Genomic DNA, 17,330 nt, shown 5'->3' with positions numbered 1-17,330 from the left:
CATCGCAAAGAGAAAGATGGAGCACCCCAGCGATGAAGTTCTACAACGCCAGCCGGTTCGTGTTTCCGCACAGCTACTCGGCCCGCATCTTCTCCGTCTGTTTTGCATCGGTCCACGTCCCGATCGTGGCATTCGGACTGGTTGAAGTGGCGCTGGGCGAATGGCAGTGGTCGATTTTCCTGCCGCTTCTGCTGGCGACGCTGGTCGGAACCGGCGTCGGGATTGCGGGGCTCTATGCCCTGATGGCACCGCTGCGTGTGGCGACCGATGGCTTGGCGCGTCTGGAGCGGGGCGAGGTCGTTGCCGACATTCCCAAGGGCGGGCCGGACATGGCGGGCAAGCTGTTGGAAGGCGTGGCCCGCGCGGCGCGCGAAACCGTGTCGCGGATGGACGAGCTGCGGTCGGAGGCAGGGACCGACATGCTGACCGGCCTGCTCAACCGTCGGGGTTTCGAGGAGACGGTCGCTGCGGTGCTGCGCGGTGGCGGTGGCGGCACGCTGGCGGTGCTTGACGGTGATCGGTTCAAGAAGGTGAACGACGAACTGGGCCATGCCGAGGGCGATCGCGTCCTGTGCGGACTGGCGCAGCGCATGGTTGGCAACATGCGCGCAGGCGATGTCGCGGGCCGCTGGGGCGGGGACGAATTCGTGATGTTCTTCCCTAGCCTTGGCGAGGCCGCCGCGAACGAAATCCTGCGCCGCATCTTCGACGCGATCTGCGCGCACCCCGACGCGATGGTGGAGGGAGAGCCGGTTACGTTCTCATGGGGCGTCGCCTCGGTTGAACGCCGGCGGGGCGATACGCTGGAATCGGCGATGAAGCTGGCCGACCAACGGCTCTATCAGGTGAAGGAAGAACGCCGCGCAGCCTGAGCGATCAGCCGAGTAGCAGGCGCCCCGCCAGAATCAGCACCATCGCGCCCAGCACCGAGGCGAGGCAGCCGGGTTTCGAAAATTCCTTGCGCCCGCGGCTGGTGATCAGGCCTGCAAACAGCGAGCCGCCGATGCCCAGCGCGATTGTGGCGAAAAAGCCCAGATCGACATCGCCCGGATAGAAGAAGCGGGCGAGCACGCCGACGATAAGGCCCGAGATGATGGCGCCGATGATGTTGAGCATGGGTCTGGTCCGATTCGCGTCTGCAATGGGTGTTCTATAGGGCTAAGGCACCTCGACCGGCCTGACAAGATGGCGCAAGTGCCAACGCATTCTTAGGGATTCGGGCCTAGTCTGGATTGGTTCGCGCCCCGTTCACCAAACTGTGCAAAAGTTTTTTTAGCGCGACTTCGCCTCTTGCGTCCGACGCGAGCCAAGGTTGGTCCACGCGTCGCTGCGCTGCACCCCATGTCTTCGCCACTGCCGGTGGATAAGTTGCGCTTGCTTGGCTCGCGCGTTGCGGCACTATCCCTAGCGGTCGGTTCGATGGGAGGACCGCAAGACCTAGCGTTCAGGGGCACCTCTACCCATATATGGCCCAAGGGCTGGATACGGGAATGAGACGCACGCCGCCCCGCCTGCGCCATGGATTTGCGGACGAGGGGCCTTCGAATACCGTGCCGCCGCGGCCCTGACGGGAGAGCTTTCGGGCGATCCGGGCAGGGGTGGGCCGCCGGCGGCACGGGTTCGGACCGGATGGCAACGCGCTGGCGCATATCGCCGGCTGCAACACGGGGCGGTATGACATGGATTTCAGGAACGGGGACGAAACGCGCGTGAGTGCTGCGGACGTGAGCGAGACCGATACGGGCGTTGAAACCGAGATGACACCCGCGCCCCGTAAGGCTGCGGGCAAGGAGAAGAAGGCAGTGACTGCAAGCGAAGAAAAGGATCTGCTGGCGGCCGCCGACGCACCGGTGGCCGAAGCCGCAGCCGAGGCGATGGGCAATGCCGTTGCCAGCGCCATGAAGGCCGCCGCCGCGCCCAAGCTGTCGTCGAAGGACGTGATGCCGCGCCGGTTTACCATCGTCACGGATGCCAGCCGCGATGCGAAGCTGACCGATTTCGGCAAGGACACGCTTGAAGACCGCTACCTGCTGCCGAACGAAACCTATCAGGACCTGTTCGCCCGCGTGGCCGATGCCTACGCCGACGATCAGGACCACGCGCAGCGGCTGTATGACTATATCTCGAAGCTGTGGTTCATGCCCGCAACGCCTGTCCTGTCGAACGGCGGTACCGGTCGCGGTTTGCCGATCTCGTGCTATCTGAACTCGGTCGAGGACAGCCTCGACGGGATCGTCGGCACCTGGAACGAGAACGTGTGGCTGGCCAGCCGCGGCGGCGGCATCGGCACCTATTGGGGCCAGGTGCGCGGAATCGGCGAGCCGGTGGGCCTGAACGGCAAGACCAGCGGCATCATTCCCTTCGTCCGCGTGATGGACAGCCTGACGCTCGCGATCTCGCAGGGTTCGCTGCGGCGCGGGTCGGCGGCGTGCTATATCGATGTCAGCCACCCGGAGATCGAGGAGTTTCTCGAAATCCGTAAGCCGTCAGGCGATTTCAACCGCAAGGCGCTGAACCTGCACCACGGCGTGTTGCTGACCGACAAGTTCATGGAAGCGGTTCGCGATGGCGGTGAGTTCGACCTTGTGTCCCCGCGTGACGGTTCGGTCCGCAAGACCGTGGACGCGCGGGCGCTGTTCCAGAAGCTGGTTGAAACCCGCCTAGCCACGGGCGAGCCCTATATCGTGTTCAACGACACGGTGAACCGCATGATGCCCGCGCATCACCGCGAGCTGGGTTTGAAGGTCTCCACCTCCAACCTGTGCAGCGAAATCACGCTGCCGACGGGCCGCGACCACCTTGGCAACGATCGCACGGCGGTCTGCTGCCTGTCCTCGCTCAACCTGGAAACCTGGGACGAGTGGAAGAGCGACAAGCAGTTCGTCGAGGATGTGATGCGCATGCTCGACAACGTGTTGCAGGACTATATCGACCGCGCGCCGGACGAGATGGCCCGCGCCAAGTATTCGGCGATGCGCGAACGCAGCGTCGGCATGGGCGTGATGGGTTTCCATTCGTACCTGCAGTCCAAGGGCATCGCCTTCGAAAGCGCGATGGCCAAGGCGATGAACCTGCAGATGTTCAAGCAGATCAACGCCAAGGCCAACGAGGCGTCGATGATGCTGGCCCACGAACGCGGCCCGTGCCCCGATGCGGAAGATGTCGGCGTGATGGAACGCTTCAGCTGCAAGATGGCGATCGCACCGACCGCGTCGATTTCGATCATCTGCGGCGGCACCAGCGCGTGTATCGAACCGATCCCGGCCAATATCTATACGCACAAGACGCTGTCGGGGAACTTCGTGGTGAAAAACCCCTACCTGCAGAAGCTCTTGGCCGAAAAGTCGAAGGATTCCACCAATGTGTGGAACTCGATCCTCGAACACGGCGGGTCGGTCCAGCACCTCGACTTCCTCTCGCCGGAGGAAAAGGCGACCTACAAGACCAGTTTCGAGATCGACCAGCGCTGGCTGCTCGAATTCGCGGCCGATCGCACGCCGTTCATCGACCAGGCGCAGAGCCTCAACCTCTACATTCCTGCCGATGTCGACAAGTGGGACCTGATGATGCTGCATTTCCGCGCTTGGGAAATGGGCATCAAATCGCTTTATTACCTCCGCTCGAAGTCGGTGCAGCGCGCCGGGTTCGCGGGCGGTGTCGAGGCGGACAACACCAAGAACGCCGCGCAGTTCAACCTTGCCGCTGGCGAAACCGACTACGAAGAGTGTCTCGCCTGCCAGTAACCGGCTGACCCGGTTCGAAACGAAACAATGCGAACCGCCGACCCGCACGGGTTCGGCGGTTCGTCGCATTTGGCGGAACCGAACTGCGGCGCGTTCGTCAATTGCGATAGATGCGACTGCGACCGAATATCCGCATCCCGACGGCCCTGAGGCTGGGAATTCCGCAAATTGGCGGTGCGGTTCGTCGCATTTGCGCAAAACGACCGGAACGGCTTTGTAATTAACGGATTAACATTTGTGAATCTCGCCCATACCTATAGGGCGTTGCGAAACTTCCGGGGGCAAGGAACGCAAAATGCTGTCTGATGGGCTGCGCAGATTTATGGAAGGCAGCGGAATCGCGCTGACCCTTGCCGATGCGCAGGCCGAAGACTTTCCGTTGGTGCTCGCCAATCAGGCTTTCCTCGATCTGTCGGGCTATGACCGCGATGAAGTGATCGGCAAGAATTGCCGGTTTTTGCAACCGAAGGAAGGCGGCGGGCCCGCCACGCAGCGCATTCGCGACTTTCTGGTCGACCCCGCAAAGCGCGAAGAGCGTGTCCTGCTGCCGAACGAGCGAAAGGACGGTACGCCGTTCCTCAACCTGCTTTACCTCACGCGCATGACCCAGCTCGGCAAGGATGCCTATATCCTTGGTTCGCAATTCGATTTTTCGCGGCATGACCGGATGCGCCCCGACAGTTACGACCGCGCCTTGCGCGAAGACATCCGCGAATTGTCCGCGCTCACCGGTGAGATGGGCATAGTGACGCTGGGGACGTTTCGGTCCCTGGCGTCCAGCGCCGCGATCATCGCCGAAGCCCGATTGGGGGAATAATGGGATCTGCCGCATATCCTAAAACCGGACGCTTCATGATGGGCCGGTTGCGACATGCCATGCGCGATAGTGAAAAGCAGTTGCTGGAAGATCTGGTCGAGCGAACCGAACTGTTCGCCGCGCCGCAGACGGTGCTGAACCGTGGGCAGTGCGTGGACCAGTCGACGATGCTGATCGACGGGTTCATCGTCCGGTCGATCACCCGCGACGGCAAGCGCCATATCATCAGCGTGCACGTACCCGGAGATTTCGTCGACCTTCACGGGTTCGCGCTGAAGCGGCTGGATCACGATATCGTCACGCTGGGTCATACGAAGCTGGGCTATGTCCCCCACAGCCGGTTGGTCGACGTGTTGCGGGGCGAACCGCACCTGACGCGGCTGCTGTGGTTTTCGACGCTGCTGGATGCCGCGATCCATCGAGAATGGATCTTGAAGCTGGAAAACCTGAACGCCGACGGGCGGTTGGCGCACCTGATCGTCGAATTGTGGACCCGGTTGAACTTCATCGGGCTGGCAGAGCCGAACAGTTGTGCCATGCCGCTGACACAGGTTGAACTGGCCGATGCCTGCGGCACGACCGCGATCCACATGAACCGCACGGTGCGCGCGATGCGAGAGGCGGGCATCCTCGATTTCGCGCGCGGGCGGGTGATGATCACCGATATGGAGCGGTTGAAGGAAGTCGCCCGGTTTGACGATTCCTATCTATATGGTGATGGCGACTTGCACATCGGGCACGCGCTGGATGCGATGTGATATTGATCTGATGTTAATTCTATAAATCTCAAATTATGGCAATTGTAACCGCGGCCCCTCCTCGCTATCCCTAGCGCCCATGGGTACGCAGACGGGGTCGCAGCCGATGGACAAAGACGAATTTCCGGTCGTCGGGGTAGGGGCCTCTGCCGGCGGGCTGGAAGCGCTGCGCGAGATGTTTCGCGACTTTTCGGGTAATCCCGGCATGGCCTTCGTGATCGTGCAGCATCTCGATCCCAACCATGAATCGCTGATGGCGCAGTTGATCGAGCGGTATACCGCGATGCCGGTGCGCCAGATCGTCGGCGGTGAGAAGATCGAGATCGACAACGTCTATATCATTCCGCCGGGCCACGGGCTTACGGTGGAAGACGGCGTTTTGCACCTGACCGAGTTTACCGACCCACGCGGAATGCGCCGGCCTATCGACGATTTTTTCGAGGCACTGGCGGTTGATCTTGGCCCGCGCGCGGCCTGCGTTATCGTATCGGGTACCGGCGCCGACGGCAGCCGGGGTCTGCGCGCGATAAAGGAACATCACGGCGTTTCCATCGCGCAGGAACCGCAAGGTGCGCGGTACGATGGAATGCCGCTCTCGGCGGTGGGCACGGGTCTGGTCGATTTTATTCGCGAATCCAACGACATCATTCCCTGCCTGCGCGAATTTTTCTCACGCGGGGTAGAGACCGAGGATACGCGCGATGCGGCGCAGCGGCTGATCGACAATATCGACGACTTGTGCGACGCGCTGCGCGACCAGATCGGGCACGATTTCACCGGTTACAAGCGCACCACGCTGGGCCGCCGGATCGAACGCCGGATGCAGGTGCTGGGCATCGACAGCCACGAGGAATACCTGCGCCGTATCCGCAAGGATGCGGAGGAGTGCCAGGCGCTGTTCCGTGACTTGCTGATCAACGTCACCCGCTTTTTCCGCGACACCGACGCGTTCGAAAAACTGCGCGAACAAGTGATCGAACCGATGGTCCGCAATGCCGACAGCGGGCACGGTGTGCGTGTCTGGGTGCCGGGCTGTTCAAGCGGGGAAGAGGCGTGGACCATCGCCATGCTGTTGGCCGACGCGATGCGCGAACAGGGGCGGCAGGTCCCGGTGCAGGTGATCGCCAGCGACATCGATGACCAGATGCTGCGTATCGCCCGCGAAGGGCAGTACCCCATTGCCGCGCTGGCCGACATTCCCGAACCGCTGCGCAGCCGCTATACCGTGGGCCACGGCGATACCTTCGCGATCAACGCGTCGGTGCGCGACATGGTCCGGTTCTCGCTGCACAGCGTGATCAAGGATCCGCCGTTCAGCCGCGTGGACCTGATTTCCTGTCGCAACCTGCTGATCTATTTCGATGACAAGCTGCAACAGCAGGTCCTGCCGCTGTTCCACTATTCGCTAAGGCCCGAAGGCTGGCTGTTCCTCGGCCCGTCGGAAACGATCGGGCGGTACGAGGATTTGTTCGAAACAGTGGATGCCAAGGAACGCATCTTCCTGCGTCGGACCAGCCACACCAACTACCCACTGGAACTGCCCAGCGTCAGCAAGCGCCGATCGCGCAAGCCGGTCGAGGCCACGTCCCATTCGCGCGAACCGAGCTGGGTTGAGGGAGAGGCGCTGCGCAAGTTGACCTCTACCTATACCTCGCCCACCCTGCTGGTGGATCGCGAGGGCGGGATCGTGTCGAGTTGGGGCCCAGTGGGTCGTTATTTCGATTTTCCCGTAGAGCGCGAACGGCGGCTAAACGCCACCACACTGGCCAAACCGGGCCTGCGCGAAGTGATTGGCGTGCTGGTGCGGCAGGCGGCGGACGGCAACCAGCGCCACGTAGCGCGCGACATCAACGTCCATACCGATTTCGGCGATCAGCAGGTGCAGGTGATCTGCGACCCGGTGCGGGACGGAACCTACCTTGTCGTCGTCCGCGAAACCGCGCCTTTCGTGCCGCTGGACGGCGGTGAGATGGTCGAACTGGGCGAAGTGGACGATCAGGTTCACCTGCTGGAAGACGAACTGCGCATCACGCGGCACCGTCTGCGTTCCACGGTAGAGGAGCTGGAAACCGCGAACGAGGAGCTGAAGAGCTCCAACGAAGAAATGATGTCGATGAACGAGGAGCTTCAGTCGACGAACGAAGAGCTGACGACGGTCAACGACGAGTTAAAGAACAAGGTCGATCAGCTGATCGTCGCCAATTCCGATCTTGAGAATTTCTTCGAGTCCACGCAGCTGGCCGTGATCGTTCTGGATGCCGAAATGCGGGTGCGCAGTTTTACCGACGCGGCCTGCGAACTGTTCCCGCTGCAACCCGGCGACCAGGGCCGCAACCTTTCGGACGTTACCACCAACCTGGACCGCAACGATTGCATCGATCTGGCGCGCAAGGTGGCGCGCACCGGGCAAACGCTGGACGAGCGGGTGCGTGACAAGCCGACGGGCCGCGTCTTTTCGCTGCGCATCCTGCCCTATCGCCGCCCGGACGGGTCGGTCGACGGGGCGACGCTGGTGTTTACCGACATTACCGCGCCGCTGGAGCTGGAAAACCAGTTGGCGGAACAGCGGGAGCGGTTGGAGCTCGCGCTGCGGGTCGCGGGGATCGGCGTGTGGGAATACGACCCGGCGACGGGCAAGACGAAGCTGGATCCGGTGGAGCAGCAATTGCTGGCCGTGTCGGATGACGACGCAACCGATATCGAACGGATCCTGACGCACGTTCACGAGGACGACCGAGACGATGTGAACGCCGCGCTGCGTCAGGCGATGGACGGCCAAAAGCATTATGACCAGACCTTCCGAATCCGCGATGAGGCGGAGGGTATTCGCTGGCTGCATGGATTGGCGCGTCGGGTCCGGCTGGGTGACGATTACCATTTCATCGGCGTGACCTACGACGTTTCGCCAGAGCGTGAGGCACTGGCCGAGCGCGACCTGTTGCTGCGCGAGATGAACCACCGCATCAAGAACCTGTTTGCGGTGATCAGCGCGATGATCGGTATTTGCGAGCGTGAGGCCGACGATGTCGCAGGCTTCGCACAGGAACTGCGGCGGCGCATTTCGGCCATGGGCCGCGCCCATGCGCTGACCCAGCGGCGCAATGTCGACGAACTGGTCGGCCTGCGTGAGATTATCGACGCGGTGCTGACCCCCGCGCGCGGCGGTCAGGAAATCCGGATTGATGGTGAAGAAGCGATGATCCCGGCGGGGAAGCTGACCCCGCTGGCGCTGATCTTCCACGAATGGGCGACCAATGCGGCGAAATACGGGGTGCTGTCGGAAGAAGATGGCACGCTGACGATCTCTGTCTCTCGCGAAGGGAACGATACCGTGATCGACTGGCGAGAGACGACGACAGAGGCCAAGGAAGCCGTTAACGGCCAAGGCTTTGGCACGCGTCTGGTAGAAGCGTCGGTCCGGCAACTGGATGCAAAGCTGGACGGCGACCAGGATCCGCACCAGTTCCACCGGCGGCTGGTCCTGCCGGGCCTTAACGCCCAGCCCTGATCACGCACGAAAAGCCCGGCGTCGAGGGGGTCTCCGCCGGGCTCTCGCGCCGCACAGTCAGGGCGTGCGGGCTTTAGCTGTATTGTTAGGTCAGGCGACGCCCTCCGGGATCACCGCCGCGCTTTTCAGATAGACACGGTTGTCGTCGATCTTGTCCACATCGTTCAGTGACAGGAAGTGATGCATATTGTCGCTGGAATCGGTGCGGGTCAGCTTGATCCGGTCGTCCTCCACCTCGTCTACGGTGCCCAGATGGCGCCCGTTGGCGTCGGTGACTTCCATGTGTTCCTTGATGCGTAGCTTCTCAAACATAAATGCTCCTATATCTCTGTATTTACTATATTAACGAGCAGGAGCATTGTTCGGTCCACGCCTCGCCGCAGCCATGCAACGGGTGACAGCGGTGGCGAAAAGTCTGCCGGTCGGGCGTGCGAAAACCGACCGGCGTGGGGCGGATTACTTGGTCGACAGGTAAACCCCGCTCGGTTCCACCATCTGAACGTCGTTGACGGTAAAGCCGCGACCGCCCGCGGTAAAATCGTTGTCCGAGATACTCTCGACGCTGCCCACCGACTGGCCTGCCGCGTCGTATACGGCCATGCCGCTTTTCAATCCGAGTTTCTCAAGCATGTTCAACTCCTCTGGTCTGTCGTGCGTATGGAAAGACGCGAGGGTGAATGTGCCAGCGGACCTTGAACCAAGTTCAAAAAGGTGTGGTTGCCCACGATTGCGATGGGTTTGCTTACCGTGCGGGTAACCACGCAAGGTCGCAAGAAAGGCGTGCTCCAGCCGTCGGCCCCATGCCAGCCGAACCGCCGCCACCCGTCCCGATTACGCATTTCCTGCATGAATTTGCGAAACACGCGGCGCATGCGAAAACCCCCTGCCTCGCACGGGGCGGGGCAGGGGGCCTCTCGGTCGCAAATCGGCCGGTTCAGGCCTCTTCTATAAACAGCTCCGCTGCGTTGGCGCCGCTGGCGGACAGGCGAACCTTGTCGCCCTCTACCCCTGCGACGAGGCCCAGCGACAGGTAGTGATGGTGGCCATGGTGGCTTTCCTGTTCGAACCCGGCGTCGCTGTCATTCTTGGTCAGCTTGATCCGGTCGCCTTCCACGCCATCGACGGTGCCGACGTGCACGCCGTCTGCGCCGATCACTTCCATGTGTTCGCGAATGCCCTTGGCTTGCTCTTCGCTCATCGTTCGGTGTCCTCTGATGGATTGGGTGTCGCCGGCCGCGAAGGGGAAGGACACGGCCGGACGACTTAGATGGTAAACGCGCCGGGTGCCTCCGCCGTTCCACCGAAAACGCCCGATTTCCGCCATATTCCGCCTCCTTCCGCCCTTTTGCGGGCCGGGCCGACAACGGCTTGCGACGGGCCGAATGCGCGCGCCCCGCCTTCCACCGCTTATCCCCAGCAACGGCCCGCACCGGGGCTGGGCAGGGCGCGGCGCGGGGCATAGCCTTGGCGCTTGCGGACGGGTGGGGACGATTCGTGTCGCGTGCCGATTGCGGCTGCGGAAAAGCCCCCTCCGCTCCAAGACATTTCGCCCGGCCCATACTATATATAGGGCCTGTAAACCGACCGCCCTACTACTGCCAGAACCCGGAGGCCCCGATGCCGCTTCTCGAAGCCCGCAAGACCTACAAGCCGTTCGAATACCCTTGGGCGTACGAGTTCTGGAAGCGTCAGCAGCAGGTCCACTGGATGCCCGAGGAAGTTCCCCTGGGCGAAGACTGCCGCGACTGGGCGCAGAAGCTGTCGGATCACGAACGCAACCTGCTGACGCAGATCTTTCGCTTTTTCACGCAAGCCGACGTGGAAGTGCAGGATTGCTATCACGAAAAATACGGCCGCGTCTTCAAGCCGACAGAGGTGAAGATGATGCTGGCCGCGTTCTCCAACATGGAAACGATCCACATCGCCGCCTATTCGCACCTGCTGGACACGATCGGCATGCCCGAAAGCGAATACGGCATGTTCCTCGAATATCAGGAAATGCGTGACAAGCACGATTACCTGCAGCAGTTCGGGGTAGAGAATGACGAGGATATCGCCCGCACACTGGCGATGTTCGGCGGCTTTACCGAAGGGCTTCAGCTGTTCGCCAGCTTTGCGATGCTGATGAATTTTCCGCGCTTCAACAAGATGAAGGGCATGGGCCAGATCGTGTCATGGTCGGTGCGCGACGAATCGCTGCACTGCGAAGGCATCACCCGCCTGTTCCACGCCTTCTGCGCCGAACGCGGCTGCCTGACCAAGGCCGTTAAAGAAGACATCATCGACACCTGCCAGAAAACGGTGCGGCTGGAAGATGCGTTCATCGACCTTGCCTTCGAACAGGGCCCGGTTCCGGGGATGAGCGCGAAAGAGATCAAGCGCTATATCCGCTATATCGCCGACTGGCGTCTGGGCCAGCTGGGCCTGCCCGAAATCTATATGATCGAGGAACACCCGCTGCCGTGGCTGACCCCGCTGCTCAACGGGGTGGAGCACGCCAACTTCTTCGAAACCCGCGCGACCGAGTATTCGAAGGGCGCGACCAAGGGCAACTGGCAGGACGTGTGGTCCAACTTCGACAGCCGCCGCAAGGCGAGCAAGGGCGAACAGGCCAACGACGCACAGGACGACGGCCCGGGCCTGTTCGGGGATACCGAAGCGGCGGAGTGAGGGTTTTCCCACGATAGTGTGATATGCAAAAGCAATTCGACGATTGGATGGCGAGTTTGAAGTCGCAACAACCCTCAGCCCAACGGGAACCGGGGCAGGGGGAAATGTTTCCGCTTGAACTCACTGAAATCTTGCCTGAAATCGTCAACGGCAATCATGTTGAATTGGCTGGCAACGTTGGCGCTAGCCGTTACTATTGTAAAGGCGACCGGACCGGAACTCCCGCAAGGGCAATCGAATGTGACGTGACCCCCAGCTTTCCCCCAGCTGGGATTAGAGCCGGACCGCGTTGTTGCGCATGAGCGCGGTTGAAGCAATGGGCTGCGTAGCGGAGCCCGTAGGGCGTAGCGAAGCTGGCCATTGCTTATCCAGTTTGGCGGCGAACGCCGCCGGGGTGTCGTAGTCGAGGGAAGAATGCGGCCTCTCCCGGTTGTAGTCCTCCACCCAGGCAGCGATCTCGACGCGGGCGTGAGCCATGCTGAGGAACAAAGTCTCATTGAGCAGTTCGTCCCGCATGCGGCCATTAAAGCTCTCGACGTAAGCGTTTTGCATTGGCCTTCCCGGTGCGATGTAATGCCACTCCACACCGATCTCCCCACACCATGCCAGCACCGCATTGCTGGTGAGCTCGGTGCCATTGTCGCTGACGATCATGCCGGGCTTGCCACGCTGCGCGATCAGCTCAGTCAGTTCGCGCACGACACGGCGCCCGGAGATCGACGTATCCGGCACCGCTGCCAGGCACTCCCTCGTCACATCATCGACCACGTTGAGCACCCGGAATCGTCTTCCCGAAGCCATCTGGTCGTGAACAAAGTCCAGGCTCCAGCGCTGGTTCGGCAGCGCCAGCACCGGAGCAGGTGCTCTCGTGCCCACAGCACGCCTGCGACTGCGTCGTCGTCTGACCGCCAACCCTTCCTCACGGTAGAGCCTCTGGGTCTTCTTCCGGTTGATCATGATCCCCTCCCGGCGCAGCAGGATGTGCAGACGGCGATAGCCGAACCGCCGACGCTGGTTGGCCAGCTCGCGCAGCTTCTCACGCAGATCGGCGTCATCGTCCCGGGTGGAACGGTAACGCACGCTCTTGCGATCAGCATCGATGACACGGCACGCCCGCCGCTCGCTCATCCCGTGGCAGGCCTGGAGATGAGCGACAGCTTCCCGCTTGGCGGCGGGCGTCAGAACTTTTTTGCCAGAAGATCCTTCAACGCGGCCTGGTCCAACATGGCATCGGCGAGCAACCGCTTCAGCTTCGCGTTCTCGCTCTCGAGCTCCTTCAGTCGGCGGGCATCGGACACCTCCAGCCCGCCATACTTCGACTTCCAGTTGTAGATCGTCGCTTCCGACACTCCGTGTCGCCGGGCCAGGTCAGCGGTCTTCGCACCCGCCTCAGCCTCCTTCAGCACACCGATGATCTGCTCTTCGGAAAACCTCGTTCTCTTCATCTCGTCCGTCCTTCTGTAAGGGCCGGACTCTAATCCAAATTGGAGGAAAATCAGGGGGTCACGTCAGGCGCGCTCAGCTGGCGCGGCGGCGGCAGTGACGAGCCGGTCTATATGTCCGAAGGCAACCCGTGGACGGTCGATCAGGCCAGTGGCCCGGTGGCCAATGTGCAGCCCGCCGGATCGACCTGCGACGGCAAAACCACCGCCACCGGCATAGCCTGCGACTTCGCGGACTGATCCCTCCGATTATTCCCCGTCCGGGAAATCCGGGATCGGGCTCAGCACGCCAAATTCCTCGGTCAGCGGATCGTGGCCCAGATCGGGCCAGTCGATCGGCTCCGGCTCCACATGCGTATCGGGCAAACGGTCCAGCAAATGCCGGATCAGCGTCAGCCGCCCGCGCTTCTGGTCGTTGAAATTCACCACCGTCCACGGCGCCCACGCCGTATGCGTCGCGGCGAAAATCGCCTCTCGCGCAGCGGTATAGTCGGCATATTTCGCCCGCGCCGCGACATCGGTGGGCGACAGTTTCCAGCGCTTCAGCGGATCGTCCAGCCGCTCCCGAAACCGCTCTTCCTGCGATTCCTGACTGGCGGAGAGCCAGTATTTGAACAGCCGGATGCCATCGTCGACCAGCATCTTTTCGAATATCGGTGCGGCCCGCAGGAATTCGGCGACCTGGCGCTCGCTGGCCCAGCCCATCACGCGTTCGACCCCGGCGCGGTTGTACCAGCTGCGGTCGAACAGCACGATCTCCCCGGCGGCGGGCAGGTGAGAGGTGTAGCGTTGGAAATACCACTGCGTCCGCTCGTCCTCGCTGGGTTTGGGCAGGGCGGCGATGCGGCACTGGCGCGGATCGAGGCGGCCGTGAATAGCCTTGATCGCGCCGCCCTTGCCGGCGGTATCGCGCCCCTCGAACACGACGACGATCCGCTCCCCCTTGGCCCGCGCCCACCGCGCCATGCCGACCAGTTCGAGCGCCAGTTCGTCCAGCGCGTCGTCGTAAGCCCCGTTTTTCATTGCGGCCCCTTCACTGGGCCGTTTCAACCGGGCTGATTGCCGCCACCGTCCGCCCGTCGCACCCGACGATGACGCTGGAGTAGGCGGGCAGGGCAGGGCGGATTTCCAGCCGCACCGACTGCCACCCCGCGGCCTGATCCGAAGGCTCTACCGCCAGCGTAACGCGCTGTCCCGGCGGCATCATCCGGTCGGTCGGCCCGGCGGTCAGCGTCGCGGTTGCATCCTCGGGCATCAAAGCCTCTCCGGTCACGATCAGCGTCGGCGTGGCATCCGGCCCCGGCATCGCGTTGATCCACGCCGCCCAGCCGCGCGTTTCGGTGGGGCATACCGGGGTGGCCATCGGTTCGTCCTCCATCGTCGCGCATCCCGCCGCCAGCAGCGCCGTCACGGCAATTCCAAGGGCCCTGATCATTTCGCACATTCCCTTTGCTTTATCGGTTGCAAACCAAGGTAAGCCATCGGCGGCAAATTGACAGCCCGGACGGGTCTTGGCCCGCTACCCTCTTGCCTATTGCGCCTGCGAAGGCCAAGGCACGCAGCCATGAACAGCGTGACCCAAGACCAGCTGCAAGCGGCAGCCGCAACCTCGAAAGCATGGCCCTTTCAAGAGGCGCAGCGGCTGGCCAAACGCTTTCCGGGCGGCAAGCGCGATGCCGAGGGCAACCTTGTGCCGGTGCTGTTCGAAACCGGCTATGGCCCCAGCGGGTTGCCGCATATCGGCACGTTTCAGGAAGTGCTGCGCACCACGCTGGTTCGCCGCGCCTATGAAGTGCTGACGGGTGGGCATCCGACCCGGTTGGTGGCGTTTTCGGACGATATGGACGGGCTGCGCAAAGTGCCCGACAACGTTCCGAACAAGGAGGTGCTGGAGGCGAATCTCGGCAAGCCGCTCAGCCGCATTCCCGACCCCTTCGGCAGCGACGACAGCTTTGCGGGCCGCAACAACGCGATGCTGCGCGATTTTCTGGACCGGTTCGGTTTCGACTACGAGTTCGTCGCGGCAAGTGACCGGTACAATTCGGGCGCGTTCGACGATGCGCTGAAGAACGTGCTGCGGCATTACGACGCGATCATGGGCGTGATGCTGCCGACCTTGCGCGAAGAACGCCGCGCGACCTACTCGCCGGTCCTGCCGGTCAGCCCGACGACGGGCGTGGTTTTGCAGGTGCCGGTCGAGGTTGTGGATGCCGAAGCGGGTACGATCAGCTTCAAGGATGCCGACGGCGCGCAAGTCATACAGTCGGTGCTGGGCGGTCAGGCGAAGTTGCAGTGGAAGGTCGACTGGGCGATGCGCTGGGTCGCGCTGGGCGTCGATTACGAGATGTGCGGCAAGGACCTGACCGACTCTGTCACGCAATCGGGCAAGATCGCCAAGATCCTCGGCGGGCGGAAGCCGGAGGGGATGATCTACGAACTGTTCCTTGACGCCAATGGCGAAAAGATTTCGAAGTCCAAGGGCAATGGCCTGACCATCGAGGAATGGCTGACCTATGGCAGCGAGGAGAGCCTTGGCTTTTACCTGTTCCGCGAGCCGAAGAGCGCGAAGCAATTGCACGTCGGCATCATCCCCAAGGCGGTCGACGAGTACTGGCAGTTCCGCGAGAAGTTGCCGAGCCAGCCGCTGGAGCAGCAGTTGGGCAATGCCGTGTGGCACCTGCTGGGCGCGAACGGCGGGCATGACGGGGCGCAGGTGCCGGGCGCGGGCGATAGCCTGCCGGTGACGTTCGGACTGCTGCTGAACCTTGCCAGCGTGCTGGGGAGCGAGGCGACGGCGGAGAGCATTACCGACTACCTCGACAACTATATCGGCACGCGGACGCATAGTGCGGAACTGGACGCTCTGATCGCGGCGGCCGTCGCCTATAACCGCGACTTCGTGGTGCCGACTTTGGTCAAGCGCCCGCCCGCCGCGAACGAAGCGCGGGCGCTGAACGCGCTCGACGGTGCGCTTTCCGGGTTTGATGAAGAGACCTCGGCAGAAGACTTGCAGACCGCGGTCTACGAAATCGGCAAGCGTGAAGAGTTCGAATTCGCCAGCCTGCGCGACTGGTTCCGGGCGCTTTACGAAACGCTTTTGGGATCGAGCCAGGGGCCGCGCATGGGCAGTTTCATCGCGCTGTACGGTGTGAAAAACACCCGCCGCCTGATTGCCAAGGCGCTGATGCGCACCGAAGCGAAGCAGGCCTGATCGATGAACGCCGGGCCGATCGGTGGCGCGCCCGGCATCGCGGATTTCGAACGACTGGCCCGCGCCGCGCTGACGCGCCTGCCCACGCCTTTTGCGCAGCATCTTGAGGACATCGTGATCGCGGTGGAGGACTTCGCCGATGCCGAAACCCTGGCGGCGATGGGCATCGAGAACGAGTGGGACCTGACCGGCCTCTACCACGGTCAGCCACTGACCGAACAATCGGTGTGGGACAGCGCCAGCATGCCGCCGCGCGTCACGCTCTATCGCCAGCCGCTATTGGCGGAATGGTGCGAAACGGGCGTGACACTGGAGGCGTTGATCACCCACGTCGTGGTGCATGAAATAGGCCATCACTTCGGGCTGAGCGACGAGGATATGCACGCGCTGGAAGACAGCGTCCGCTAGCGTTGCCCTAGTACCAAGGCCGCGCGCGGTACCAGCGCGTCACCACGTATTTCGTCCCCGCCACCACCGGCGTTCCGGCGTGCAGCGTGTCCATGTTGACCTTGCCGTCGGCGTTCGCATTGCTCCACGCGATCAGCGTCCCCTGCTGCGGCGGTACCGCGATCTGTGCCTTGGGAAATTCGGTCGCGCCGCCGGCCTCCACATCGTTCAGATAGACCATCAGCGTCCACGCCCGCTGGCCGCCCATCGCGACTTCGCCGGTCCAGTATTTCTGGCTGGTGTCGAACCAGTCGTGATGCGCCTTGAACTGCTGGCCCACGGCATAGCGCTGGCCCTGCATCGTCTCGCCCCAGTTTTCCTCCACCCCGATCAGGTCGTCCATCCGTCGGTGCAGCATCCGCACGAAGGGATCGGCCGCGTCGAGATCGCCCGAATAGCTGGTGCGCGCGCCCTTGCCGTAATCGACATCGAAGGTGGGTGAAGGGCGGGCGACCGAATCGATCCGCTCCATCAGGCGCTGACATTCCTCTGGCGAAAAGAATTCGGGCACGCCGAACAATTGCAGCCCATCGTCGCAAAGCACCTGCACCGTATCGTCGGCATGCAGTCGGTTCAGCACCGCCGTGTTCATCGCGGCGATTTCCAGCTGGTTCTGTTTGTCGGTTCGTCCGGTCTTGGCCATTTTCATCGTGCGGTTTGGTGGAATGGAAAAGTCGGGTTAATCATTTCGCCCGGGGCATCGTGACGAAGGCTAAGCACAGCGACATGGCAAC

Annotated in this window: 17 protein-coding genes; 9 read left to right on the top strand and 8 right to left on the bottom strand. The window is 62.5% G+C overall.

The window, feature by feature from the left end; translation table 11 throughout:
* The first annotated feature begins 32 nt into the window (after positions 1–32).
* The gene (locus AB433_RS10155) at positions 33–872 is read left to right on the top strand and encodes a GGDEF domain-containing protein (protein ID WP_047820917.1); all 840 of its coding nucleotides are present in this window, start codon (positions 33–35) and stop codon (positions 870–872) included.
* Between the two features lie 4 nt (positions 873–876).
* Here the strand turns inward: AB433_RS10155 and AB433_RS10150 are convergent, their stop codons facing one another.
* Positions 877–1,116 carry a GlsB/YeaQ/YmgE family stress response membrane protein gene (locus AB433_RS10150; RefSeq protein WP_047820916.1) on the bottom strand — a complete coding sequence of 80 codons (240 nt, stop codon included), beginning with the start codon at positions 1,114–1,116 and terminating at the stop codon, positions 877–879.
* A 563-nt stretch (positions 1,117–1,679) separates the two neighbouring features.
* On the opposite strand from AB433_RS10150, the gene AB433_RS10145 reads away from it, so the two are divergent.
* The 4 genes from AB433_RS10145 (at position 1,680) to AB433_RS10130 (ending at position 8,826) form a co-directional block, all read left to right on the top strand.
* On the top strand, positions 1,680–3,743 hold the full coding sequence (locus AB433_RS10145) for a ribonucleoside-diphosphate reductase subunit alpha (RefSeq protein WP_047823831.1): 2,064 nt from the start codon (positions 1,680–1,682) through the stop codon (positions 3,741–3,743).
* Between the two features lie 295 nt (positions 3,744–4,038).
* Positions 4,039–4,560: a PAS domain-containing protein gene (locus AB433_RS10140; protein WP_082134879.1), complete on the top strand. Its 522-nt coding sequence runs from the start codon at positions 4,039–4,041 to the stop codon at positions 4,558–4,560.
* Entirely contained in the window at positions 4,560–5,318 is a 759-nt protein-coding gene (locus AB433_RS10135) for a Crp/Fnr family transcriptional regulator (protein ID WP_047820914.1), read from the top strand. The genes AB433_RS10140 and AB433_RS10135 overlap by 1 nt, the downstream gene beginning before the upstream one ends.
* 79 nt (positions 5,319–5,397) lie before the next feature.
* Entirely contained in the window at positions 5,398–8,826 is a 3,429-nt protein-coding gene (locus tag AB433_RS10130) for a CheR family methyltransferase (protein ID WP_047820913.1), read from the top strand.
* Between the two features lie 90 nt (positions 8,827–8,916).
* On the opposite strand, the gene AB433_RS10125 is transcribed toward AB433_RS10130, so the two are convergent.
* The 3 genes from AB433_RS10125 to AB433_RS10120 form a co-directional block, all read right to left on the bottom strand.
* Positions 8,917–9,138, bottom strand: coding sequence for a DUF2171 domain-containing protein (locus AB433_RS10125; protein ID WP_047820912.1), 222 nt, complete (start codon positions 9,136–9,138; stop codon positions 8,917–8,919).
* Between the two features lie 144 nt (positions 9,139–9,282).
* Positions 9,283–9,456 carry a hypothetical protein gene (locus tag AB433_RS20525; protein WP_156170781.1) on the bottom strand — a complete coding sequence of 58 codons (174 nt, stop codon included), beginning with the start codon at positions 9,454–9,456 and terminating at the stop codon, positions 9,283–9,285.
* Between the two features lie 304 nt (positions 9,457–9,760).
* Entirely contained in the window at positions 9,761–10,024 is a 264-nt protein-coding gene (locus AB433_RS10120; RefSeq protein WP_047820911.1) for a DUF2171 domain-containing protein, read from the bottom strand.
* 419 nt (positions 10,025–10,443) lie between these two features.
* Between AB433_RS10120 and AB433_RS10115 the strand changes: the two genes are divergently transcribed.
* The gene (locus AB433_RS10115; RefSeq protein WP_047820910.1) at positions 10,444–11,496 is read left to right on the top strand and encodes a ribonucleotide-diphosphate reductase subunit beta; all 1,053 of its coding nucleotides are present in this window, start codon (positions 10,444–10,446) and stop codon (positions 11,494–11,496) included.
* A gap of 273 nt (positions 11,497–11,769) precedes the next feature.
* On the opposite strand, the gene AB433_RS10110 is transcribed toward AB433_RS10115, so the two are convergent.
* Positions 11,770–12,941 (bottom strand): IS3 family transposase gene (locus AB433_RS10110; protein ID WP_156170623.1). Its coding sequence is split into 2 segments (ribosomal slippage): positions 11,770–12,689 and positions 12,689–12,941, totalling 1,173 coding nucleotides; the frame shifts between segments, so codons are not numbered across the junction.
* Between the two features lie 39 nt (positions 12,942–12,980).
* Between AB433_RS10110 and AB433_RS10100 the strand changes: the two genes are divergently transcribed.
* A complete protein-coding gene (locus tag AB433_RS10100; protein ID WP_047820909.1) occupies positions 12,981–13,178 on the top strand; it encodes a hypothetical protein in 198 nt (65 codons plus the stop codon).
* 9 nt (positions 13,179–13,187) lie between these two features.
* Here AB433_RS10100 and ppk2 read toward each other — a convergent pair whose 3' ends face one another.
* Entirely contained in the window at positions 13,188–13,961 is a 774-nt protein-coding gene (ppk2, locus tag AB433_RS10095; RefSeq protein ID WP_047820908.1) for a polyphosphate kinase 2, read from the bottom strand.
* Between the two features lie 10 nt (positions 13,962–13,971).
* A complete protein-coding gene (locus tag AB433_RS10090) occupies positions 13,972–14,373 on the bottom strand; it encodes a hypothetical protein (RefSeq protein ID WP_156170780.1) in 402 nt (133 codons plus the stop codon).
* A gap of 129 nt (positions 14,374–14,502) precedes the next feature.
* On the opposite strand from AB433_RS10090, the gene AB433_RS10085 reads away from it, so the two are divergent.
* Both AB433_RS10085 and AB433_RS10080 read left to right on the top strand, forming a co-directional pair.
* Positions 14,503–16,149, top strand: coding sequence for a lysine--tRNA ligase (locus AB433_RS10085; protein WP_221403546.1), 1,647 nt, complete (start codon positions 14,503–14,505; stop codon positions 16,147–16,149).
* A gap of 3 nt (positions 16,150–16,152) precedes the next feature.
* On the top strand, positions 16,153–16,557 hold the full coding sequence (locus AB433_RS10080) for a metallopeptidase family protein (RefSeq protein ID WP_047820907.1): 405 nt from the start codon (positions 16,153–16,155) through the stop codon (positions 16,555–16,557).
* A gap of 7 nt (positions 16,558–16,564) precedes the next feature.
* Here AB433_RS10080 and AB433_RS10075 read toward each other — a convergent pair whose 3' ends face one another.
* On the bottom strand, positions 16,565–17,245 hold the full coding sequence (locus AB433_RS10075) for a prolyl hydroxylase family protein (RefSeq protein ID WP_053059105.1): 681 nt from the start codon (positions 17,243–17,245) through the stop codon (positions 16,565–16,567).
* Positions 17,246–17,330 lie beyond the last annotated feature (85 nt).

Source organism: Croceicoccus naphthovorans, assembly GCF_001028705.1.
Lineage (GTDB): Bacteria > Pseudomonadota > Alphaproteobacteria > Sphingomonadales > Sphingomonadaceae > Croceicoccus > Croceicoccus naphthovorans.
This window is presented reverse-complemented; position numbering and strand designations above follow the sequence as displayed.